Here is a 24,110-nt window from a genome sequence, read left to right on the forward strand (position 1 = left end):
AAAACTATGAAAGCTGTTGTTGTAAATCCAGAAGGTACTGGTGTTGAAATCGTTGCAAACAAGGATATGCGTCCATTGGAAACAGGGGAAGCACTTGTTCAAATTGAGTACTGTGGTGTCTGCCACACGGACTTGCACGTTGCTCACGGAGACTTCGGTAAAGTCCCAGGCCGTGTTCTTGGACATGAAGGAATCGGAATTGTTAAAGAACTTGCTCCAGATGTGACAAGCTTAAAAGTTGGTGACCGCGTTAGTGTTGCTTGGTTCTTCGAAGGATGTGGAACTTGTGAATACTGTACAACTGGTCGTGAAACTCTTTGCCGGACTGTAAAAAATGCTGGTTACTCTGTTGATGGAGGAATGGCTGAACAATGTATCGTTACTGCAGATTACGCAGTGAAAGTACCAGAAGGATTAGATCCAGCACAAGCTTCTTCTATTACCTGTGCCGGGGTTACAACTTACAAAGCCATCAAAGAAGCCAAAGCTGAACCAGGACAATGGATTGTCATCTACGGAGCTGGTGGACTAGGAAACTTGGCTGTTCAATATGCTAAGAAAGTCTTCAATACACATGTCATCGCTGTCGATATCAACAACGACAAACTGGAATTGGCGAAAGAAGTTGGTGCAGACTTTGTCATCAACGGTCGCGAAGTCGAAGATGTCCCAGGATTGATCAAAGAAAAAACAAATGGTGGAGCTCACTCTGCTGTAGTAACAGCTGTTTCTAAAGTAGCTTTCAACCAAGCAGTAGATTCTGTTCGTGCAGGTGGCCGCGTTATCGCAGTTGGACTTCCTTCAGAAATGATGGACCTCAGCATTGTGAAAACGGTATTAGATGGTATCCAAGTCATCGGTTCTCTAGTAGGAACTCGTAAAGACTTGGAAGAAGCCTTCCAATTTGGTGCAGAAGGCTTGGTCGTTCCAGTTGTTCAAAAACGTCCAGTAGAAGATGCTGTCAAAGTCTTTGACGAAATGGAAGCCGGAACCATTCAAGGACGTATGGTACTTGACTTCACCAACTAATCAACTCAACCTATTAGACCAGCCCAAATGGACTGGTCTTTTTTAGTTTCTCACAAACAGGACCTGCAAGGGGTTGCTATATTTTTATTTTACCTATTAGAAGCTACTACTACTCTTTTTAGAAACTTTGGTTCCCCTTCATTCCCCTCTTGTCAAGGAATTCCAAAGGATTTTCGAATTTAATGGCTAGATATGGATATTAATAATTCAATATATTAAAACCTCTCTTTTTCCTTTAATTTAGTACTGAAAAATTGACTTTATCATGAAAACGTTTTATAATAGATAAGCTTAAAGTTTTCTTAAACTGAAAGTCAAACAAATTTTATAAGGAGGAATGTCAATAATGAGTATTGGTATCATTATTGCTAGCCACGGTGAATTTGCAGCTGGAATCCACCAATCCGGCTCGATGATCTTTGGGGATCAAGAGAAAGTTCAAGTGGTTACGTTCATGCCAAGTGAAGGCCCAGATGATCTCTATGCTAAATTCAATGCTGCTGTTGCCGCATTTGATGCAGAAGATGAAATCTTGGTTTTGGCTGACCTTTGGAGTGGTTCTCCATTTAACCAAGCTAGTCGTGTCATGGGGGAAAATCCAGATCGTAAATTTGCGATCATCACTGGATTAAACCTTCCGATGTTGATTCAAGCTTATACAGAGCGTTTGATGGATGCAAATGCAGGCGTTGATCAAATCGCTGCAAACATCATCAAAGAATCTAAAGATGGAATCAAAGCTCTTCCAGAAGAATTGAATCCTGTCGAAGAAGCAAGCACTGCTTCAGCTGCTCCTGTTGCCCAAGCTGCTATTCCAGAGGGAACAGTGATTGGAGATGGCAAACTCAAAATCAACCTTGCTCGTCTCGATACTCGTCTCCTTCATGGACAAGTCGCTACTGCTTGGACTCCTGATTCAAAAGCAGATCGCATTATCGTTGCTTCAGACTCAGTTGCCAAAGATGAACTCCGTAAAGAGTTGATCAAGCAAGCAGCACCAAATGGTGTAAAAGCAAACGTAGTCCCAATTCAAAAATTGATCGACGTCGCAAAAGATCCACGCTTTGGTGAAACACATGCTTTGATCTTATTTGAAACACCTCAAGACGCTCTTCGTGCCATCGAAGGTGGTGTTCCGATTAAAACCTTGAACGTTGGTTCAATGGCCCACTCAACTGGTAAAACCATGGTTAACAATGTGTTGTCAATGGATAAAGAAGATGTGGCTACATTTGAAAAAATGCGTGATCTTGGAGTAGAATTTGATGTCCGTAAAGTGCCAAATGACTCTAAGAAAGATTTGTTTGACTTAATTAACAAAGCTAACGTTCAATAATCGATTACTTACGAAAGGATTTTAAACATGTCTATTATTTCTATGGTATTAGTGGTCGTTGTTGCCTTCTTAGCAGGTCTTGAAGGTATCCTTGACCAATTCCAATTCCACCAACCACTTGTTGCTTGTACCTTAATCGGTTTGGTAACAGGTAACTTGACTGCCGGTGTGATGCTTGGTGGTTCCCTTCAATTACTTGCACTTGGCTGGGCAAACATTGGAGCTGCCGTTGCACCCGATGCTGCTCTTGCATCTGTCGCTGCTGCGATTATCTTGGTTCTTGGTGGTGACTTTAGTTCTAAAGGAATCGCTGTGGCTCAAGGTGTGGCTATTCCACTTGCAGTCGCTGGTCTTTTCTTGACCATGATCGTCCGTACTCTCTCTGTTGGTTTGGTCCACACTGCCGATGCTGCTGCTAAAAAAGGTGATATCAAAGGGGTAGAACGCGCTCACTTTGTAGCTCTTCTTCTTCAAGGTCTTCGTATCGCTATTCCTGCAGCCCTCTTGTTGATGATCCCTGCTGAAACTGTTAAAGGTGCGCTTGAAGCGATGCCTGCTTGGTTGTCAGACGGTATGCAAATCGGTGGGGGTATGGTTGTAGCCGTTGGTTATGCTATGGTTATCAACATGATGGCAAGCCGTGAAGTTTGGCCATTCTTTGCCATTGGTTTTGCACTTGCTGCCGTCAGCGAATTAACTTTGATTGCTCTTGGAGCGATTGGTGTTGCCCTTGCCTTGATTTACCTTTCACTTTCTAAGAAAGGTGGCAACGGAGGTGGCGGAGTCGCTACTTCTAATGACCCAATCGGCGATATTCTCGAAGACTATTAAGAAAGGTGTGACACTATCATGACTGAAAAATTACAATTATCTAAATCAGATCGTCAAAAAGTTTGGTGGCGTTCAACCTTCTTGCAAGGTTCTTGGAACTACGAACGGATGCAAAACTTGGGTTGGGCTTACTCATTGATCCCAGCTATCAAAAAACTCTACACCAAGAAAGAAGACCAAGCGGCTGCTCTTGAGCGTCACATGGAGTTCTTCAACACTCACCCATACGTAGCTGCTCCAATCATCGGGGTTACTCTTGCCCTTGAAGAAGAAAAAGCAAACGGTGCTGCTATTGATGATGCTGCTATCCAAGGGGTTAAAATTGGTATGATGGGGCCTTTGGCTGGTATCGGAGATCCAGTCTTCTGGTTTACAGTTCGTCCGATCCTTGGAGCACTTGGTGCATCTCTTGCCTTGACTGGTAATATCCTTGGTCCACTCATCTTCTTCCTTGCATGGAACGCAATTCGTATGTCCTTCTTGTGGTATACCCAAGAACTTGGATACAAAGCCGGTTCTGAAATTACCAAAGATATGTCTGGTGGAATCTTGCAAGATATCACTAAAGGAGCTTCTATCCTTGGGATGTTTATCCTCGCTGTCTTAGTAGAACGTTGGGTATCGATTAAATTTATCTTCAATGTCTCATCAGTTAAGCTAGACGATAAAGCTTATATCCACTGGGATAAACTTCCTGAAGGATACAAGGGAATCCAAGAAGCCTTCGCTCAAGTTGGTTCAGGCCTATCTCAAACACCGGAAAAAGTTACGACTTTCCAACAAAACTTGGATTCATTGATTCCTGGTTTGATGGGCTTACTTCTTACTTTTGCTTGTATGTGGTTGCTTAAGAAGAAAGTATCTCCTATCACTATCATCATCGCCCTCTTTGTCATCGGTGTCTTGGCACACGTTGCGGGCTTGATGTAAGCAAAGATCAACAAAAAAGAAGGTTTCGACCTTCTTTTTATTATGATATAATGAAATGAACATAGTTACAGGAGGAGCACATGGCGCAATCACAGAATAAAACCGTGGAATTCCATACCACTGGTGTCTCTTATCTAGGGGTTGGAGGAAAGGTTGGAAAAATTTTAGTTGGGAATGCTGCTTTCGAATTTTATGCGGATGCAAATGTTGAAGACTACATCCAAATTCCCTGGCAGGATATCGAACAAATCGGAGCTAATGTATCCGGACGTAAAATTAGCCGCCATTTTGAAATCTATACCAAAGAATCAAAATTTCTCTTTGCTTCTAAAGACTCGGGAAAAATCTTGAAAATTGCACGAGAACATTTAGGAAATGATAAAATTGTCAAGCTACCGACCTTGATCCAAACCATCGTAGCTAAAATTAAAAATCTATTTGCAAAATAATTGCTTTTCTTGTATAATAAACGAAAACGGATAAGTAAATTAAGAAAATCTTTCAGAAAGTCTGCGGTTGCTGCGAGCAGATAGAAATCTTAATTGAATTCTACCGTTTAGTTAAAATACAATATCGAATCAAGTGCACACCTGTGAAGTTGGATGGAACCGTGGCTCTGCCACTCCAACACTCTGACAGGTGTGTTTTTTGTTAAAGGAGAAGCTATGTTAGATATTAAACGGATTCGTACAGACTTTGATGCAGTTGCTGAAAAATTAGCGACACGCGGTGTAGATGCTGCCATCTTGAACGAAATGAAAGAAATCGATGCCAAGCGTCGTGACATCTTGGTCAAAGTAGAAGGCCTCAAGGCTGAGCGTAACACCGTTTCTGCTGAAATCGCCCAAGCCAAACGCAACAAAGAAAATGCAGATGATAAGATTGCTGCCATGCAAACTCTTTCTGCAGAAGTCAAAGCGCTAGATGCAGAATTAGCGGAAATCGATGCTAAATTGACAGAATTTACCACTACTCTTCCAAACATCCCAGCTGATAGTGTTCCTATTGGTGCAGACGAGGACGATAACGTAGAAGTTCGCCGTTGGGGAACTCCTCGTGAGTTTGACTTTGAACCAAAAGCCCACTGGGATCTTGGCGAGGACTTAGACATCCTTGACTGGGAACGTGGTGGGAAAGTTACTGGTGCACGCTTCCTTTTCTATAAAGGCCTGGGAGCTCGTTTGGAACGTGCCATCTACAACTTTATGCTAGATGAGCACGGTAAGGAAGGCTATACGGAAGTCATCACCCCTTACATGGTCAACCATGACTCTATGTTTGGTACTGGGCAATATCCAAAATTTAAGGAAGATACTTTTGAACTCAGCGATACTAACTATGTCTTGATCCCAACTGCTGAAGTGCCTCTAACGAACTACTACCGTGATGAAATCATCGATGGCAAAGATTTGCCAATCTACTTTACTGCCATGAGCCCATCTTTCCGTTCAGAAGCTGGTTCTGCTGGTCGTGATACACGTGGCTTGATTCGTTTGCACCAATTCCACAAGGTTGAAATGGTTAAATTTGCCAAACCGGAAGAATCATATGAAGAATTGGAAAAGATGACAGCTAACGCTGAAAATATCCTTCAAAAGTTGAACTTGCCATACCGTGTCGTAGCTCTCTCAACAGGAGACATGGGCTTCTCAGCCGCTAAGACTTACGACTTGGAAGTCTGGATCCCAGCACAAAATACCTACCGTGAAATCTCAAGCTGTTCCAACACAGAAGATTTCCAAGCACGACGCGCGCAAATCCGCTACCGTGATGAAGCCGATGGTAAAGTCAAACTTCTTCACACTTTGAATGGTTCAGGATTGGCTGTTGGACGTACCGTCGCTGCTATTCTTGAAAACTATCAAAACGCAGATGGTTCTGTAACCATTCCAGAAGTCCTTCGTCCATACATGGGTGGAGCTGAAGTTATTGCACCAAAATAAGATAAGATAAAAAAACTGAGTCTTGCATCTGCAAGCTCAGTTTTTTTAATATTTACGAAAACGCTGGTAGCGTTGCTCTAGCAGATCTTCGAGAGACAAAGCTTGTAGTTCCTTCAATTCTGCTTGAATTTCCTTCTTCACTTGAGCGAGTAGTTCTCCATTTGAGAAACCATGCTCCGGAATCACCTTGTCTACAATATCCATATTTAACAACTCATGCGAAGTAATCTTCATCAACTCAGCAGCTTCCATGGCACGGCTTCCATCTTTCCATAGAATAGAAGCAAATCCTTCTGGACTCAAGACGGCATAGATAGAGTTCTCCAACATCCAGACCTTGTCCGCTACAGCCAGAGCAAGGGCGCCACCTGAGCCACCTTCCCCGATGATAATTGCGATAATCGGAACCTTTAAATCACTCATTTCCATGAGGTTACGCGCGATAGCCTCACCCTGTCCCCGTTCTTCAGCGCCAACACCCGGATAAGCACCCGCGGTATTGATGAAGGTTACTGCTGGACGACCAAACTTCTCCGCCTGTTTCATCAGACGCAAAGCTTTTCGATAACCTTCAGGATGGGGTTGACCAAAGTTTCTACTGAGGTTATCCTGAAGATTCTTTCCTTTTTGAATCCCGACAACCGTTACCGCTTGATCTCCAAGCCAACCAATTCCACCAATCACTGCACCGTCATCTCGGAAATTCCGATCTCCATGCAATTCGATAAAGTTTTCAAAAATTCCATGAGCATAATCTAGAGCTGTCAAACGTCCTTGGTCACGAGCTTCTTTAATAATTTGTGTTATTCTTGTCATTGCTTCCCTCCATGAAAGGCTAACAAGTCTGCGATTGTTGAACGCATCTCACTACGCTGGAGAATCACATCCACAAAGCCATGCTCTTGTAAAAATTCAGCCTTTTGGAAATTATCCGGCAACTGTTCCCGCACGGTTGACTCGATCACTCGACGACCTGCAAATCCCACAAGGGCCTGGCTCTCTGCAATGATAATATCCCCTTCCATTGCAAATGACGCCGTTACCCCACCTGTTGTTGGGTCTGTTAGAACTGTCAGATAAAATAAGCCTGCTTTTGAGTGTCTTTGAACAGCTGCAGAGATTTTAGCCATCTGCATCAAACTGACGATTCCTTCTTGCATCCGAGCGCCACCAGAAGCGGTAAAGAGCACAACTGGGAGCTTTTCTTCTGTCGCCAATTCAAATAGACGCGTAATCTTTTCACCGACCACAGAGCCCATAGAAGCCATGATGAAATTAGAATCCATAATACCAAGAGCCACTTGATGGCCACCGATCTTTGCAGTTCCTGTTAGCACAGCTTCATCAAGTCCTGTCAATTCACGAACAGCCGCCAATTTCTTCTTGTAGTTTGGAAACTTAAGCGGGTCCTTGGTCTCAATACCCGTAAACAATTCAATAAAGCTTCCTGGATCAATCGTCAATTGAAGTCGCTCAACCGCAGTGATGCGGAAGGTATAACCACACTTAGGACACAGACGTTCACTTCCTAGATCCTTTTGGTAAATGGTATGTTTACAGCCCGGACACTGAGAAAACAACTCATCTGGAACCTCTGGTTTCGGCTGAGGTGCTTCAATGGCCGACCGATTGGGATTAATTCGAATGTACTTATCTTTTTTAGAAAATAAAGCCATCAACTTCTCCTTACTTGGTAAAAGAACTTTGTAATTGTGCGCGTTCATTCCTTGTGAAAATGAATCTCACATTTACAAAGTTCAATGCTTATTGATTTTTCTGATAATTTGGTAAAAATTTTTCCATCAGAAAGGCGGTATCGTAATCTCCAGCAATCACATTCGAATCTGAAATCAAATCCAATTGGAAATCACTGTTGGTCATTACACCGTCAATTTCCAACTCATAGAGGGCGCGTTGCATCTTCATCAAGGCATCGAAACGATTCTCTCCATGGACAATGATTTTGGCAATCATACTATCGTAGTAAGGTGGAATCGTATAGCCAGGATAGACTGCAGAATCCACGCGCAAGCCAACCCCTCCACTTGGAAGGTAGAGATTGGTAATCTTTCCTGGACTTGGTGCAAAGTTGAAGGCGGGATTTTCCGCATTGATCCGGCATTCAATGGCATGACCGGAAATTTGGATATCTTCTTGACGGACAGACAATTCTTGGCCCGCAGCAATTTTAATTTGCTCTTTCACGATATCCATTCCTGTGACAAATTCCGTCACGGGATGCTCAACTTGAACCCGAGTATTCATCTCCATGAAGTAAAATTCGCCTTTTCCTTCATCATAAAGAAACTCAATCGTCCCAGCATTTTCATAACCAACAGATTCGGCTGCTCGGACGGCTGCAGAGCCTATTTGGTCTCGAATCGTCTTTCCAATTGCAACGGACGGGGATTCTTCAAGAACCTTTTGATTGTTTCTCTGAAGCGAGCAATCCCGCTCACCCAAATGAACCACATGTCCAAATTGGTCAGCTAAAATTTGCACCTCAATGTGACGAGCAGGATAGATGACGCGTTCTAGGTACATCGCACCATTGCCAAAGGCTGCCTTAGCCTCTGTTGAAGCAGATTCAAAGGCTGGAACCAGGTCTTCTGCCCGTTCCACTTTACGTATTCCTTTACCTCCACCTCCAGCTGAGGCCTTCAACATGACAGGATAACCAATCCGATCTGCAACCTTCAAGGCTTCTTCAGCAGAATGAACTTCTCCATCTGATCCTGGAATAACAGGCACACCTGCTTTAATCATTTGCGCCCGGGCATTAATTTTATCTCCCATCATATCCATGACAGATCCTGATGGTCCGATAAACTTAATTCCGACTTCTTCACACATGGTTGCAAACTTCGAATTTTCACTCAAAAATCCAAATCCTGGGTGAATCGCTTCTGATCCAGTCAAAACTGCTGCAGATAAAACAGCATTCATGTTCAAATAAGACTCGGTTGACTTGGCAGGCCCAATACAAACTGCTTCATCCGCTAGTAAGGTATGCAAGGCTTCTTTATCAGCCGTTGAATAGACAGCGACTGTTTCAATTCCTAATTCACGAGCAGCTCGAATAATCCGGACCGCAATTTCACCACGATTCGCGATTAAAATTTTTCGGAACATAGAAACCTCCCTAGTTACCAATTGCAAATGTTAGGGTCCCGCTAGCAGCTAATTTCCCATCGACTTCCGCTTTTGCTTCCACGACCGCAATCGAACCACGACGCTTGACAAAGGTAGCCGTCATCACGAGCTGATCTCCCGGAACGACTTGTTTTTTAAATTTAACCTTATCCATTCCAGCGTAAAAGACTAATTTCCCTTTATTTTCTGGTTTGGATAATTCTAAGACACCGGCAGTTTGTGCCAAGGCTTCCATAATGAGGACACCTGGCATTACTGGGTAGCTTGGAAAGTGCCCATTAAAGAAGGGCTCATTGATCGTCACATTCTTAATGGCTACAATCGTATCCTCACTTGTTTCAAGGACGCGATCCACCAACAACATCGGATAGCGATGCGGAAGAGCCTCTTTAATAGCTTGAATATCGATCATTTAATCCGTACCAATCCTTTCCCAAACTCGACCATTTCTTCATTTGAAACAAGGATTTCAGTGACGATTCCATCTCTTGGCGCAGGAACTTCATTCATGACTTTCATTGCTTCAATAATCAATAAAGTTTGGCCTTTTGAAACGCTATCTCCAACCTGAACAAAAGCTGGTTTATCTGGACCTGAAGCTAAATAAGCTACACCGACAAGAGGACTTTCAACTACTTCCCCTTCTGCTGCTACTGTTGGAGCAACTTCTGGAGCTGACGGAGCAGCTGGTTCTTCTGCGAGAACAACAGGGCTTTCAACAGCGGGCGCCACTTCCTGAACTACAGGAGCTGGCGTAGCAGGTTGCGAGCTAGCTACACTGCCAGTATTTTTACTAAATGATAGCACATCCGTTGCATTTTGATAGCTAAATTCACGAAGACTGGATTGGTCAAATTGACTCATTAGGTCTTTAATTTCTTGAATATTCACTTTATCCCTCCCAACGTTTAAAGGCTAAGACAGCATTGTGTCCTCCAAATCCAAATGTATTGGAAATAGCATAGGAAATCGGACGTTCTTGCCCTTCACCAAAGATGACATTGGCTTCAATATAATCTGATAACTCTTGTGTTCCAGCAGTTTTTGGAACATATTGATGGCGAATTGCTTCAATTGTCGCAATAGCTTCAACTGCCCCTGCTGCTCCCAAGAGGTGACCTGTAAATGATTTTGTAGAAGATACTGGAACTTCTGTACCAAATACAGAAACGATTGCACCACTTTCTCCTTTTTCATTTGCTGGAGTAGAGGTTCCATGGGCGTTGACATAATCAACTTGAGCTGGTTCAATTTCTGCCTCATCCAAAGCCAACTTCATTGCCTTGATAGCACCTTGACCTTCTGGATGTGGAGAAGTCATATGGTAAGCATCACAGGTATTACCGTAGCCCACCACTTCAGCAAGAATGGTTGCACCACGTTTTTCAGCGTGTTCCAAACTTTCAAGTACCAACATACCTGATCCTTCACCCATTACAAATCCATTCCGATCTTTATCAAATGGAATAGAAGCACGAGTTGGATCTTCTGTTGTTGAAAGAGCTGTTAGGGCTTGGAAACCGGCAATTGCAAATGGCGTAATAGAAGCTTCTGAACCACCTACCAACATCAAATCTTGGAAACCAAATTTAATGGCACGGAAAGCATCCCCAATCGCATCATTGGAAGAGGCACAAGCAGTATTGATCGATTTACAAATTCCATTAGCTCCAAAACGCATAGCAACATTACCAGATGCCATATTTGGCAGAGCTTTTGGAAGGGTCATTGGTTTGACACGTTTTGGCCCTTTTTCATGCAAGCGAATCACTTGATCTTCGATTTCTTTGATACCACCGATACCAGAAGCAACAATGACACCAAAACGATCTTTATCAATAGCTTCTACATCTAAACCTGCATGATTCACAGCTTCTTGAGCGGCATACAAAGCATATAATGAGTAGTTGTCAAAGCGGTTTGTATCTTTTTTGATAAAGTATTTATCAAATGGGAAATCTTGGATTTCAGCTGCATTATGAACAGCAAAGTCACTGTGGTCAAATTTTGTAATCGGACCAATTCCAATTTTTCCTTCTTTTAAGCTATTCCAAAATTCTTCTGGAGTGTTTCCGATTGGAGATGTCAAGCCATAGCCTGTTACAACAACACGATTTAATTTCATTTCAAAACCTACCTCTTTTTATTGCATGGTTAAGCCACCATCAATTGCGATGACTTGCCCTGTTAGATATTCTTGAGTCGCAAGAAAGACTGCAACATCTGCTACTTCTTCTGTATTTCCAAATCGTTTCATTGGAATTTGAGCGAGAGACATTTCTTTAATTTTTTCCGGAAGTCCTTCTGTCATATCAGACTCAATGAAGCCCGGCGCAATGACATTGACTCGGACATTTCTACCAGCTACTTCACGCGCTACCGATTTAGAAAAACCAATCAAACCAGCTTTTGAGGCTGCATAGTTAGCTTGTCCAACATTTCCGGTTAGACCGACAACACTCGACATGTTAATGATAGCACCTTCACGCGCCTTGGTCATCGGCTTTAAGACTGATTGTGTCATATTAAAAGCACCAGTCAAATTCACCTTCAAGACTTGCTCAAAATCTTCTTCCGTCAATTTTAACATGAGCTTGTCATTGGTAATCCCAGCATTGTTAACAAGGATGTCTACTGAGCCAAGTGCTTCAATCGCTTCCGCGACCATTCGTTTCGCTTCCGTAGCTTGGGATACATCCCCAGTAACGCCAACTACCTTCACACCGTATGAGGCAAATTCATCCACTAGACCTGCAGGGAGCTCTCCACGACTATTTAAGACAATGTTGGCACCTTTTGACGCAAATTTATGTGCAATAGCCAATCCAATGCCTCGACTTGAGCCAGTAACAAATACATTTTTATTCTTCAGTTCCATAGTCACCTCATCTTATTCGTTCAGTAAGGCATCAAGGCTTGCTTGATCCTCAACATTTTTCGTTGGAAGAGTTTTATCAATTTTTTTCAAGAAACCAGTCAAGACCTTACCTGGACCAATTTCAATCACTTCATCTACTCCAAACTCTTGAATCGTTGCAATCGAATCATAGAAACGAACAGGCTCCATCACCTGGCGAGCTAATAAAGCTTTGATTTCGTCTGATTTCATGATCTTTGCTTCTGTATTCCCAACCAAAGGCAAGCTAAAGTCCTTAAAAGTAACTTTTTCAAGTTCAGTCGCTAGTTTTTCACTAGCAGAAGCAAGTAAGGCCGTATGGAAAGGACCAGAGACATTTAGAGGAATCAACCGTTTTGCCCCTGCTTCTTGTAAGAGTTCAACTGCATAATCCACAGCTTCAACCTCTCCACCAATCACAATTTGGGCAGGAGTATTGTAGTTAGCTGGTGTTACAACTCCCTTTTCAGAAGCCTGTTGACAGATTTCTTCAATCAAGGCAGGATCAGTATTCATGACAGCTACCATCTTCCCGCTTCCAGCAGGCGCAGCTGTTTCCATAAATTCACCCCGCTTGGCTACCAAAGCGACTGCTTCTTCAAAAGAAAGAGCACCTGCAGCAACCAAAGCAGAATATTCTCCTAGAGAAAGACCGGCAACAATATCCGGTGTCATGCCCTTTTCTGCTAATAGACGATAAATAGCTACTGAAGTTGTCAAAATAGCCGGTTGGGTAAAGCGTGTTTGATTGAGCTTGTCTCCATCAGAATCAATCAATTCTCGTAAATCATAGCCCAAAATCTGACTTGCAGTATCAAATGTCTCCTTAACAATCGGATAAGTTGCATACAAGTCACTAGCCATCCCCAATTTTTGGGCACCTTGACCAGCAAATAAGAAAGCACGTTTTGTCACTGTCCTCTTCCTTTCCTTTACTTGTTAGAATTTGACATCTGCCCAGCGAGCTGCTTCTTTCTGAATGACTTTAGCAGCTCCAAAATAGATATCTTCCAAGATTTCAGCACAGGTTTCTTCTTTACCTACGAGACCTGCAATTTGTCCTGCCATCACAGATCCGTTATCAACGTCTCCGTCCACAACAGCATTGCGAAGAGCACCTGCTCCTAATTCTTCAATTTCTTCTTGAGTCTTCTTACCTGCCAAGAAATCTTTTTCCGCTTGGTTATAGGCAGAAGCCAATTTATTCTTAATCGCACGAACTGGATGGCCAACAACTGACGCAGACACTACTGTATCAATGTCTTTAGCTTTCAAGATTTTATTCTTAAAGTTTTGGTGAGCATTTGATTCTTTAGCTACGACAAATCGTGTTCCCACTTGAACAGCAGCTGCTCCAAGCATGAAGACTGCAGCTGCTCCAGCACCATCAGCCACACCACCAGCACCAATAACGGGAATAGAAACAGCTTCGACCACTTGACGAACCAGGGTCATGGTAGTCAATTTACCAATATGCCCACCTGCTTCCATTCCTTCAGCAATCACAGCATCCGCACCTAGTTTTTCCATCCGTTTTGCTAAAGCTACTGAAGGTACAACTGGAATAACGGTAATGCCAGCTTCGTGGAAACGATCCATATATTTCCCAGGATTCCCTGCACCAGTGGTAACAACTTTAACCCCTTCTTCGATAACCAAGTCAACAATGTCATCTGCAAAAGGAGAGAGGAGCATGATATTCACTCCAAAAGGTTTGTCAGTAATGGATTTGACACGATCAATATTCGCTTTGACAACTTCTTTAGGTGCATTTCCTCCACCGATGATCCCAAGACCACCTGCATTGGATACAGCTCCAGCAAGATCTCCATCTGCTACCCAAGCCATACCACCTTGGAAAATTGGATATTTAATGTTTAATAATTCTGTAATTCGTGTTTGCATAGTACCTTCCTCATTTTCGCTTAAGTAATAGTTTGAAAGCGGTTCTTTGCTTTGAGCGTCAAACTATTACCTAAACAAGAGAGAATATCTTTCGATACTCTCATCCATTATTATTTAGTTTTTTCTTCTACGTAAGCAACAAGGTCACCTACAGTAGACAATCCTTCTTCAGTTTCAATTTGAATGTCGAATGCATCTTCAATTTCTGAAATCACTTGGAACAAATCCAATGAATCAGCTTCAAGATCTTCAAAAGTAGACTCAAGTGTTACTTCTGATGGTTCTTTACCAAGTTCTTCAACGATAATTTCTTGTACTTTTTCAAATACTGCCATGATTGGCCTCCTTAAAATAATAAAAAATTTTTAAAATGTGTTACCACATGTTTAACTAGATTGTAACAAGAAGTGAGCCCCATGTCAAACCTCCACCAAATCCAGACAGAAGAATTGTTTGACTTCCATCCAATTTGATCAGTCCTTGGTCGACACACTCCGATAATAAAATTGGAATACTTGCGGCACTCGTGTTACCATATTCCATCATGTTTGCAGGAAGTTTTTCCCGATCAACCCCGATTTTCTTAGCCATTTTATCTAAGATACGGTCATTTGCTTGGTGCAGAAGAAAAAAATCAATCTCTTCAACAGGCACTGGAGCATCTGCTAACGTATTTTTAATACTCTTAGCCACATCCCGAATGGCAAAATCAAAGACTGCTCTCCCATCCATTGACAAATATTTTTTATCTTCTTCCTTATCAGAATATGGTGAAGATAAACCAACAGATGATGATTGAAGAACTTCTCCACGGGAACCGTCTGAAAACAGACTTTCTGCTAAAAAAGTTTGTTGCTCGGAAGCTTCCAATAAAACACCGCCAGCACCATCCCCAAACAAGACTGCTGTTGTCCGATCTTCCCAATCGATCACTTTCGATAAGGTTTCACTTCCGATAACGATTCCTCGTTTGTACTGGCCAGAGCGAATATACTTTTCAGCAGTCGCAAGCGCAAATACAAATCCACTACAAGCAGCGGTCAAATCAAAAACAAAGGCTTTAGAGGCACCAATTTTAGCTTGAACACGAGCAGCTGTAGATGGCATCATGGAATCCGGTGAAATCGTAGCAACAAAGATAAAATCCAACTGATCCGCTTGTAAACCACTTTTTTCAAGCAAGCGACGAGCCACTTCCGTAGCTAAATCGCTGGTTGATTCTGATTGAGAAATATGACGCTTCCGAATTCCTGTCCGACTAGCAATCCACTCATCACTGGTATCCATCCGTTCAGAAAGATCCTGATTGGAAATCACTTGGATTGGCGCATAATGGGCTGCCTGACTAATTTTTGCAAAAGTCATTATTTCAAATCCTCCAAGAAACGATAAAGGTTCTGCAACCCTTTTTGCATCACTTTCCGTTCATCTGGAGACATCCCATCTATAATCTGATTAACCATCCGCTTGTGAAATTGTTGGTGAAGCCGATACAAGAGTTTTCCTCTTTTGGTCAAACTCAAATGGACAACCCGACGATCAACTTCAGATCTGGTTCGTTCAATATAACCTTTTCGTTCAAGGTTATTTAAACTGGTTGTGACTGTACCTAACGTTACCATTAACGAACGCGAAATATCACTTGGAGTTGCGTTTGGTGTTGAGCCGATGACATCTATTGTGTGCATTTCCTTAATAGAAACATCATTAAATCGACTGCTACGTAAACTAGTTTCTTCGATGACTAAAACGTTGTTAAAAATGGATGTAAGGTAATCATTGACTAGTTGAAAATTCAAAAACCACACCCCCTATTCATTACTTTGATAATCGAATTTTATCAAAATTCAAAGCAAATAGCAAGTCTCAACAACAAAAACATAAAAATTTTACGTTTTTATTTTCCTATAAATTTTGGACGTCGACGCTCTGAATAGGCAATAACTCCCTCTTTAAAGTCTTCTTTTAAAGATAGATTTCTTTGCAATCTCAACTCAATTTCAGCATAGCGATCCCAATCAGTCAGCATGCTAGACCAGGCCAACTCTTTAATCGCAGCAAAAGAATTGTCTGAGCTACGTCTTAACTTCATGAGAAGTTGGTTAACAGTCTTGTCTAATTTATCTACTTCAGAAACCTTATACACAACGCCATATTCCAGAGCCTTTTCAGCACCTAATGGTTCACCGGTCATCGCTAACTGAGTTGCTCTACTCAAACCAATGGCTCTTCCTAAAAGGAAAAGACCACCAGCATCAGGAGCTAAACCTACTCCAACAAAGGCTTGAATAAACTTGGATTTATCAGAAGCAATACAAAAATCTGCTGCTACTGCCATATTAGCAGTTGCTCCTGCAACCGCACCATCTGCTACCATAATCACAGGTTTTGGAAGTTGCTTCATTTTTTTAGAGATTTGATTAACCAATTCCGCAATTTGCGTTAACGAATCGATATCATCGGCATCGACAGCCCGCTTCATCTCTGCTAAATCACCACCAACCGAAAAAACCTTACCGACTGCTTTAAATAGAATAAAACGAATATCTGGATTCTTCTCAGCTAATTCTAATGCTTCAAGGATTTCCTGACACATTGGAATGTTAAAACCATTTGAAACCTCAGGTCTATTTAAAATAATAGATGCGAGATCCTCTTCAACAGAATATATAATCGTTTCGAACACCATAAGCCACCTCTTTACTAATTAGCTGTTCAAATTGTTTGATAGTTGAACTTATTTATTTTTATATTATTTTAGCACAACTACTTTGAGAAGTAAATTACATTTTCATAACAAAGTGTCTCAGCCGAAAGACTTGCTTGATAGCAGTGCTGTTTTAGATTGTAACCAAGCTCTATCTTTGGTATAATTTAAAGAAAGTTGTGTAAAGGAGTCCACATGAAAGTAGTTAAATTTGGTGGTAGTTCATTAGCATCTGCTACCCAGTTAGAAAAAGTATTCAATATCGTTAAAGAAGATGAAGCCCGTCAATACGTGGTCGTTTCTGCTCCAGGGAAACGCAATGCGGAGGACACAAAAGTCACAGATGCCCTCATCAAGTATTTTAAAGAATATACCAACGGAAAAGATACGAACCAAAGTCAAGAATGGATTATCAATCGCTATCGATCTATTACAGAGGAGTTAGACTTAGACGAGGAAATTATCGAAGAGATTGCTAGAGATATCAAATCCCTTGCAACACTTCCCAAGTCTGACAACACTTTCTTATATGATACCTTCTTAGCAGCTGGAGAAAACAACAATGCGAAACTCATCGCAGCTTACTTTGTAAAAAAGGGGTTAGAAGCAAAATATATCCATCCAAAAGATGCAGGTATCTTTGTAACAAGTGAACCTTGCAATGCCCGCATTCTTCCTTCTAGTTACGATAAGATTGAAGAACTGAGAAACCATAATGAAATTTTAGTGATCCCTGGATTCTTTGGAATTACTAAAGAAGGCCAAGTCTGTACTTTTTCAAGAGGTGGTTCTGATATTACAGGATCAATTATCGCAGCGGGAGTTAAAGCAGATCTCTACGAGAACTTTACAGACGTCGATGGTATTTTTGCAGCTCACCCAGGCATTATCAAACAGCCACATTCTATTCCTGAGTTAACCTATAAGGAGATGCGGGAATTAGCCTATGCTGGCTTTAGTGTCCTCCATGATGAAGCACTGGTACCAGCCTATCGTGGAAAGATTCCAATGGTGATCAAGAACACCAACAATCCAAAACATCCAGGTACGAAGATTGTGCTGAACCATACCGATGAAAATGTTAAAGTTGTTGGAATTGCAGGAGATTCTGGATTTGTCAGCATTAATACCACCAAATACCTAATGAATAGAGAAGTCGGATTTGGTAGAAAATTATTGCAAATTTTAGAAGATTTGAATATTAGTTGGGATCATATGCCAACAGGTATTGACGACTTATCAGTCATTCTTCGGTCAAAAGAATTGACTCCAATTAAAGAACAAGAAATTTTAAAACATCTAATCCAAGATTTACAAGTGGATTATGCCGAAATCGAACATGATCTTTCCATTATTATGATTGTCGGAGAGAATATGAAAAATCAAATTGGTGTAACGGCTACAGCCACAAAGGCTTTATCAGAAAATAACATTAATATCCAAATGATTTCGCAAGGATCCAGCGAAGTTTCCATCATGTTTGTAGTCAATCAAGAACAAGAAAAACAAGCTATTAAAGCTCTATACGATGTTTTCTTTAAATAAGAAAAAAGGTTCGAAAGAACCTTTTTTAATTTATTAATAAAAGAGAGAAATAAAAAAAACCCTTTCGGGTACTGACTCCGCCAGTAGGACTCGAACCTACGACATCATGATTAACAGTCATGCGCTACTACCAACTGAGCTATGGCGGAAAAAAGCTAAGCGACTACCATATCTCACAGGGGGCAACCCCCAACTACTTCCGGCGTTCTAGGGCTTAACTTCTGTGTTCGGCATGGGTACAGGTGTATCTCCTAGGCTATCGTCACTTAACTCTGAATGATGAACATTCAAAATTGAATACCTATATTCTAACAAAAATCTAACCAGCTGTAAATATCCTCAGTTACTTTTTGGATAAGTCCTCGAGCTATTAGTATTAGTCCGCTCCATTGCTCACACAACTTCCACTCCTAACCTATCTACCTGATCTTCTCTCAGGGCTCTTACTAACATATAGTTATGGGAAATCTCATCTTGAGGTGGGTTTCACACTTAGATGCTTTCAGCGTTTATCCCTTCCCTACATAGCTACCCAGCGATGCCTCTGGCGAGACAACTGGTACACCAGCGGTAAGTCCACTCTGGTCCTCTCGTACTAGGAGCAGATCCTCTCAAATTTCCTACGCCCGCGACGGATAGGGACCGAACTGTCTCACGACGTTCTGAACCCAGCTCGCGTGCCGCTTTAATGGGCGAACAGCCCAACCCTTGGGACCGACTACAGCCCCAGGATGCGACGAGCCGACATCGAGGTGCCAAACCTCCCCGTCGATGTGAACTCTTGGGGGAGATAAGCCTGTTATCCCCAGGGTAGCTTTTATCCGTTGAGCGATGGCCCTTCCATACGGAACCACCGGATCACTAAGCCCGACTTTCGTCCCTGCTCGAGTTGTAGCTCTCGCAGTCAAGCTCCCTTATACCTTTACACTCTGCGAATGATTTCCAACCATTCTGAGGGAACCTTTGGGCGCCTCCGTTACCTTTTAGGAGGCGACCGCCCCAGTCAAACTGCCCGTCAGACACTGTCTCCGATAGGGATCACCTATCCGGGTTAGAGTGGCCATAACACAAGGGTAGTATCCCAACAACGCCTCCATCGAAACTGGCGTCCCGATCTCTATGGCTCCTACCTATCCTGTACATGTGGCACAGACACTCAATATCAAACTGCAGTAAAGCTCCATGGGGTCTTTCCGTCCTGTCGCGGGTAACCTGCATCTTCACAGGTACTAAAATTTCACCGAGTCTCTCGTTGAGACAGTGCCCAAATCATTACGCCTTTCGTGCGGGTCGGAACTTACCCGACAAGGAATTTCGCTACCTTAGGACCGTTATAGTTACGGCCGCCGTTTACTGGGGCTTCAATTCATACCTTCGGATTACTCCTAAGCACTCCTCTTAACCTTCCAGCACCGGGCAGGCGTCACCCCCTATACATCATCTTACGATTTAGCAGAGAGCTGTGTTTTTGATAAACAGTTGCTTGGGCCTATTCACTGCGGCTGACCTAAGTCAGCACCCCTTCTCCCGAAGTTACGGGGTCATTTTGCCGAGTTCCTTAACGAGAGTTCTCTCGCTCACCTGAGGCTACTCGCCTCGACTACCTGTGTCGGTTTGCGGTACGGGTAGAGTATGTTTAACGCTAGAAGCTTTTCTTGGCAGTGTGACATCACTAACTTCGCTACTAAACTTCGCTCCCCATCACAGCTCAATGTTATAGAACTAAGCATTTAACTCAATTCACACCTCACTGCTTAGACGTGCACTTCCAATCGCACGCTTTAGTTAGCCTACTGCGTCCCTCCATCACTACATACTCTAGTACAGGAATATCACCTGTTGTCCATCGAATACACCTTTCGGTCTCTCCTTAGGTCCCGACTAACCCAGGGCGGACGAGCCTTCCCCTGGAAACCTTAGTCTTACGGTGGACAGGATTCTCACCTGTCTTTCGCTACTCATACCGGCATTCTCACTTCTATGCGAGCACTCCTCACGGTATACCTTCTTCACACATAGAACGCTCTCCTACCATACCATTAAAGTATCCACAGCTCCATTGCTCACACAACTTCCACTCCTAACCTATCTACCTGATCTTCTCTCAGGGCTCTTACTAACATATAGTTATGGGAAATCTCATCTTGAGGTGGGTTTCACACTTAGATGCTTTCAGCGTTTATCCCTTCCCTACATCCGTCTCTTCAACTTAACCTCGCATCATATCGTAACTCGCCGGTTCATTCTACAAAAGGCACGCTCTCACCCATTAACGGGCTCGAACTTGTTGTAGGCACACAGTTTCAGGTTCTATTTCACTCCCCTCCCGGGGTGCTTTTCACCTTTCCCTCACGGTACTGGTTCACTATCGGTCACTAGGGAGTATTTAGGGTTGGGAGATGGTCCTCCCAGATTCCGACGAGATTCCACGTGTCTCGCCGTACTCAGGATACTGCTAGGTATAAAGACTATTTAAAATACGAGGCTATTACTCTCTTTGGCCTACCTTCCCAGGTAGTTCTTCTATAATCTTTATGTCCACATTGCAGTCCTACAACCCCGAAGAGTAAACTCTTCGGTTTGCCCTCCTGCCGTTTCGCTCGCCGCTACTAAGGCAATCGCTTTTGCTTTCTCTTCCTGCAGCTACTTAGATGTTTCAGTTCACTGCGTCTTCCTCCTCATATCCTTAACAGATATGGGTAACAGGTAGTACCTGCTGGGTTCCCCCATTCGGACATCCCCGGATCAGCGCTTACTTACAGCTCCCCGAGGCATTTCGTCGTTTGTCACGTCCTTCATCGGCTCCTAGTGCCAAGGCATCCACCGTGCGCCCTTATTAACTTAACCTTATTAACCTAATTTCTTAAAAAATTAGAAAACTCATTAAATATTCACAGCGTTTTCGGTTTATTTTCTTGTTACTATTTGATATAGATATTCAATTTTCAATGTTCATCCTTGGTGATCTCTCACCAATGGAGCCTAGCGGGATCGAACCGCTGACCTCCTGCGTGCAAAGCAGGCGCTCTCCCAGCTGAGCTAAGGCCCCACAAGACCTCTCAAAACTAAACAAGACGAACGTGCAGGTTTCCTTATCCTTAGAAAGGAGGTGATCCAGCCGCACCTTCCGATACGGCTACCTTGTTACGACTTCACCCCAATCATCTATCCCACCTTAGGCGGCTGGCTCCTAAAAGGTTACCTCACCGACTTCGGGTGTTACAAACTCTCGTGGTGTGACGGGCGGTGTGTACAAGGCCCGGGAACGTATTCACCGCGGCGTGCTGATCCGCGATTACTAGCGATTCCGACTTCATGTAGGCGAGTTGCAGCCTACAATCCGAACTGAGACTGGCTTTAAGAGATTAGCTTGCCGTCACCGACTTGCGACTCGTTGTACCAGCCATTGTAGCACGTGTGTAGCCCAGGTCATAAGGGGCATGATGATTTGACGTCATCCCCACCTTCCTCCGGTTTATTACCGGCAGTCTCGCTAGAGTGCCCAACTGAATGATGGCAACTAACAATAGGGGTTGCGCTCGTTGCGGGACTTAACCCAACATCTCACGACACGAGCTGACGACAACCATGCACCACCTGTCACCTCTGTCCCGAAGGAAAACTCTATCTCTAGAGCGGTCAGAGGGATGTCAAGACCTGGTAAGGTTCTTCGCGTTGCTTCGAATTAAACCACATGCTCCACCGCTTGTGCGGGCCCCCGTCAATTCCTTTGAGTTTCAACCTTGCGGTCGTACTCCCCAGGCGGAGTGCTTAATGCGTTAGCTGCGGCACTGAGTCCCGGAAAGGACCCAACACCTAGCACTCATCGTTTACGGCGTGGACTACCAGGGTATCTAATCCTGTTTGCTCCCCACGCTTTCGAGCCTCAGCGTCAGTTACAAGCCAGAGAGCCGCTTTCGCCACCGGTGTTCCTCCATATATCTACGCATTTCACCGCTACACATGGAATTCCACTCTCCCCTCTTGCACTCAAGTTAAACAGTTTCCAAAGCGTACTATGGTTAAGCCACAGCCTTTAACTTCAGACTTATCTAACCGCCTGCGCTCGCTTTACGCCCAATAAATCCGGATAACGCTCGGGACCTACGTATTACCGCGGCTGCTGGCACGTAGTTAGCCGTCCCTTTCTGGTAAGATACCGTCACAGTGTGAACTTTCCACTCTCACACTCGTTCTTCTCTTACAACAGAGCTTTACGATCCGAAAACCTTCTTCACTCACGCGGCGTTGCTCGGTCAGACTTCCGTCCATTGCCGAAGATTCCCTACTGCTGCCTCCCGTAGGAGTCTGGGCCGTGTCTCAGTCCCAGTGTGGCCGATCACCCTCTCAGGTCGGCTATGTATCGTCGCCTTGGTGAGCCGTTACCTCACCAACTAGCTAATACAACGCAGGTCCATCTGGTAGTGATGCAATTGCACCTTTCAAGCAAATGTCATGCAACATCTACTGTTATGCGGTATTAGCTATCGTTTCCAATAGTTATCCCCCGCTACCAGGCAGGTTACCTACGCGTTACTCACCCGTTCGCAACTCATCCGCTCGGTGCAAGCACCAAGCTTCAGCGTTCTACTTGCATGTATTAGGCACGCCGCCAGCGTTCATCCTGAGCCAGGATCAAACTCTCATTAAAAGTTTGAGTTCTCACTCATTTCTGTCACTGACAGATTTATTGTTTTTTCATTGTTCAGTACTATAACCTTAGTTATAGTGCCCTGCACATTGGTTCGTCTTGTTCAGTTTTCAAAGGTCTTTGTCGCTCTCGCGCGACAACTATATTAGTATATCACGTCCACTTCACCTTGTCAATATCTTTTTCTATTTTTTTAAAAAAAGTTTTTCTTTTTTCAAAAAATAGAAAACGAGAAGCGTATTTTTCTCGTTTTCTTATGATTATACAAGTTCTTTATATTTTTTCTGTTCTGCTTTATTTGCCCAAACGTAATGTCCTGGCTTGATTTCAACCATTTCTGGTTTGTCTGTTGAATAATCATGCTGATCAGGATCATAAACTTTCAGAACTTTTTTGCGTTCTAGAATTGGATCTGGAATCGGAACAGCAGACAGGAGAGATTGTGTATAAGGATGAATCGGATTATTAAACAATTCTTCCGTTTCAGCTACTTCTACAATAACTCCTTTGTAAATAACCGCAATACGATCAGAGATAAATCGAACTACTGAAAGATCGTGCGCGATAAAGAGATAGGTCAAGCCCAACTCTTTTTGGAATTTCTTAAGGAGATTTAAAACTTGCGCACGTACGGATACGTCAAGGGCTGAAATAGGCTCGTCTGCGATAACAAATTCTGGCTCCATTACCAAGGCACGAGCAATCCCAATCCGCTGGCGTTGTCCACCAGAGAATTCATGAGGATAACGAGTTAAATGCTCTGCTAGAAGCCCCACTTCATGCATAATCTCTTTTACTTTACGTACTCGGTCTTCTTCATTTTCGAATAGGTGATAATTGTACAAACCTTCTGAAATAATGTAGTCGACTGTTGCACGCTCGTTCAAACTTGCCGCTGGGTCTTGGAAGATCATTTGAATTTTACGGATTAATTCATTTTCATCCTTGCGCGATTGCTTCCCATTGATCTTTTTGCCATCATACAGGATATCACCTGCACTAGTGTCATTCAAACCAATGATTGCACGACCAATTGTCGTCTTCCCACTACCAGACTCACCAACAAGAGAAAATGTTTCCCCTTTGTTGATGAAGAAATTTGCATTCTTTACAGCTACAAATTTTTTACTTCCTTCACCGAAGGAAATTTCTAGATCTTTAACTTCTATTAATTTTTCTGTCAT

General features: G+C 43.1%; 21 protein-coding genes, 2 tRNA genes and 3 rRNA genes. 7 read left to right on the forward strand and 19 right to left on the reverse strand.

The features are described from left to right. Positions 1–6 precede the first annotated feature (6 nt). The 6 genes from adhP to serS all read left to right on the forward strand — a co-directional run bounded on the left by adhP (position 7) and on the right by serS (position 6,069). On the forward strand, positions 7–1,029 hold the full coding sequence (gene adhP / locus ACOXXR_RS07650; protein WP_223355618.1) for an alcohol dehydrogenase AdhP: 1,023 nt from the start codon (positions 7–9) through the stop codon (positions 1,027–1,029). A 346-nt stretch (positions 1,030–1,375) separates the two neighbouring features. Further along, positions 1,376–2,365 (forward strand): PTS sugar transporter subunit IIB, encoded by a 990-nt coding sequence (locus tag ACOXXR_RS07655; RefSeq protein WP_120701222.1) that lies wholly within the window; start codon positions 1,376–1,378, stop codon positions 2,363–2,365. 27 nt (positions 2,366–2,392) lie between these two features. Continuing rightward, a complete protein-coding gene (locus ACOXXR_RS07660; RefSeq protein WP_023022258.1) occupies positions 2,393–3,196 on the forward strand; it encodes a PTS mannose/fructose/sorbose transporter subunit IIC in 804 nt (267 codons plus the stop codon). 18 nt (positions 3,197–3,214) lie between these two features. After that, positions 3,215–4,126 (forward strand): PTS system mannose/fructose/sorbose family transporter subunit IID, encoded by a 912-nt coding sequence (locus tag ACOXXR_RS07665; RefSeq protein ID WP_023022256.1) that lies wholly within the window; start codon positions 3,215–3,217, stop codon positions 4,124–4,126. An 80-nt stretch (positions 4,127–4,206) separates the two neighbouring features. Next, positions 4,207–4,575 carry a DUF956 family protein gene (locus ACOXXR_RS07670; protein ID WP_123160934.1) on the forward strand — a complete coding sequence of 123 codons (369 nt, stop codon included), beginning with the start codon at positions 4,207–4,209 and terminating at the stop codon, positions 4,573–4,575. A gap of 216 nt (positions 4,576–4,791) precedes the next feature. Beyond that, the gene (gene serS / locus ACOXXR_RS07675) at positions 4,792–6,069 is read left to right on the forward strand and encodes a serine--tRNA ligase (RefSeq protein ID WP_123160935.1); all 1,278 of its coding nucleotides are present in this window, start codon (positions 4,792–4,794) and stop codon (positions 6,067–6,069) included. A gap of 45 nt (positions 6,070–6,114) precedes the next feature. On the opposite strand, the gene ACOXXR_RS07680 is transcribed toward serS, so the two are convergent. From ACOXXR_RS07680 to ACOXXR_RS07740, 13 genes are all read right to left on the reverse strand, one after another. Beyond that, positions 6,115–6,885, reverse strand: coding sequence for an acetyl-CoA carboxylase carboxyl transferase subunit alpha (locus ACOXXR_RS07680; protein WP_445278369.1), 771 nt, complete (start codon positions 6,883–6,885; stop codon positions 6,115–6,117). Continuing rightward, a complete protein-coding gene (accD, locus tag ACOXXR_RS07685) occupies positions 6,882–7,745 on the reverse strand; it encodes an acetyl-CoA carboxylase, carboxyltransferase subunit beta (RefSeq protein WP_445278370.1) in 864 nt (287 codons plus the stop codon). Before accD ends, ACOXXR_RS07680 begins: the two co-directional genes overlap by 4 nt. 88 nt (positions 7,746–7,833) lie before the next feature. Continuing rightward, positions 7,834–9,201 carry an acetyl-CoA carboxylase biotin carboxylase subunit gene (locus ACOXXR_RS07690; protein ID WP_342992184.1) on the reverse strand — a complete coding sequence of 456 codons (1,368 nt, stop codon included), beginning with the start codon at positions 9,199–9,201 and terminating at the stop codon, positions 7,834–7,836. 10 nt (positions 9,202–9,211) lie between these two features. After that, the gene (gene fabZ / locus ACOXXR_RS07695) at positions 9,212–9,634 is read right to left on the reverse strand and encodes a 3-hydroxyacyl-ACP dehydratase FabZ (RefSeq protein WP_006596902.1); all 423 of its coding nucleotides are present in this window, start codon (positions 9,632–9,634) and stop codon (positions 9,212–9,214) included. Then, a complete protein-coding gene (gene accB, locus ACOXXR_RS07700) occupies positions 9,631–10,113 on the reverse strand; it encodes an acetyl-CoA carboxylase biotin carboxyl carrier protein (protein ID WP_023027706.1) in 483 nt (160 codons plus the stop codon). Before accB ends, fabZ begins: the two co-directional genes overlap by 4 nt. Before the next feature lies 1 nt (position 10,114). Then, positions 10,115–11,347, reverse strand: coding sequence for a beta-ketoacyl-ACP synthase II (fabF, locus tag ACOXXR_RS07705; RefSeq protein ID WP_023022242.1), 1,233 nt, complete (start codon positions 11,345–11,347; stop codon positions 10,115–10,117). A gap of 18 nt (positions 11,348–11,365) precedes the next feature. Next, positions 11,366–12,100 carry a 3-oxoacyl-[acyl-carrier-protein] reductase gene (gene fabG, locus ACOXXR_RS07710; RefSeq protein ID WP_006596905.1) on the reverse strand — a complete coding sequence of 245 codons (735 nt, stop codon included), beginning with the start codon at positions 12,098–12,100 and terminating at the stop codon, positions 11,366–11,368. Between the two features lie 12 nt (positions 12,101–12,112). Then, positions 12,113–13,033 carry an ACP S-malonyltransferase gene (gene fabD / locus ACOXXR_RS07715; protein WP_445278371.1) on the reverse strand — a complete coding sequence of 307 codons (921 nt, stop codon included), beginning with the start codon at positions 13,031–13,033 and terminating at the stop codon, positions 12,113–12,115. 24 nt (positions 13,034–13,057) lie between these two features. Further along, a complete protein-coding gene (fabK, locus tag ACOXXR_RS07720; protein WP_023027704.1) occupies positions 13,058–14,023 on the reverse strand; it encodes an enoyl-[acyl-carrier-protein] reductase FabK in 966 nt (321 codons plus the stop codon). A gap of 110 nt (positions 14,024–14,133) precedes the next feature. Further along, entirely contained in the window at positions 14,134–14,358 is a 225-nt protein-coding gene (locus ACOXXR_RS07725; RefSeq protein WP_003003892.1) for an acyl carrier protein, read from the reverse strand. 55 nt (positions 14,359–14,413) lie between these two features. Continuing rightward, the gene (locus ACOXXR_RS07730) at positions 14,414–15,388 is read right to left on the reverse strand and encodes a beta-ketoacyl-ACP synthase III (RefSeq protein ID WP_123160937.1); all 975 of its coding nucleotides are present in this window, start codon (positions 15,386–15,388) and stop codon (positions 14,414–14,416) included. Next, a complete protein-coding gene (gene fabT / locus ACOXXR_RS07735; RefSeq protein WP_042507432.1) occupies positions 15,388–15,822 on the reverse strand; it encodes a fatty acid biosynthesis transcriptional regulator FabT in 435 nt (144 codons plus the stop codon). The genes ACOXXR_RS07730 and fabT overlap by 1 nt, the downstream gene beginning before the upstream one ends. A gap of 98 nt (positions 15,823–15,920) precedes the next feature. Then, complete coding sequence (locus ACOXXR_RS07740; protein WP_129822877.1) at positions 15,921–16,712, reverse strand: enoyl-CoA hydratase; 792 nt, start codon at positions 16,710–16,712, stop codon at positions 15,921–15,923. A gap of 213 nt (positions 16,713–16,925) precedes the next feature. Here ACOXXR_RS07740 and ACOXXR_RS07745 point away from each other — a divergent pair, with 213 nt between their 5' ends. Beyond that, complete coding sequence (locus tag ACOXXR_RS07745) at positions 16,926–18,275, forward strand: aspartate kinase (protein WP_129822879.1); 1,350 nt, start codon at positions 16,926–16,928, stop codon at positions 18,273–18,275. 75 nt (positions 18,276–18,350) lie between these two features. Here ACOXXR_RS07745 and ACOXXR_RS07750 read toward each other — a convergent pair. The 6 genes from ACOXXR_RS07750 to ACOXXR_RS07775 form a co-directional block, all read right to left on the reverse strand. Then, positions 18,351–18,424, reverse strand: a tRNA-Asn gene (locus ACOXXR_RS07750). A gap of 5 nt (positions 18,425–18,429) precedes the next feature. Beyond that, positions 18,430–18,545 (reverse strand): 5S ribosomal RNA (gene rrf / locus ACOXXR_RS07755). Positions 18,546–18,625: 80 nt separating this feature from the next. Beyond that, positions 18,626–21,122 (reverse strand): 23S ribosomal RNA (locus tag ACOXXR_RS07760). A gap of 129 nt (positions 21,123–21,251) precedes the next feature. Next, positions 21,252–21,324 (reverse strand) — tRNA-Ala (locus ACOXXR_RS07765). Between the two features lie 53 nt (positions 21,325–21,377). Next, positions 21,378–22,926, reverse strand: a 16S ribosomal RNA gene (locus tag ACOXXR_RS07770). The 16S, 23S and 5S rRNA genes sit together here with 2 tRNA genes alongside, the layout of an rRNA operon. Before the next feature lie 260 nt (positions 22,927–23,186). Further along, the gene (locus tag ACOXXR_RS07775) at positions 23,187–24,110 is read right to left on the reverse strand and encodes an ATP-binding cassette domain-containing protein (RefSeq protein ID WP_048714745.1); all 924 of its coding nucleotides are present in this window, start codon (positions 24,108–24,110) and stop codon (positions 23,187–23,189) included.

Source organism: Streptococcus sp. KHUD_013, from assembly GCF_052588545.1.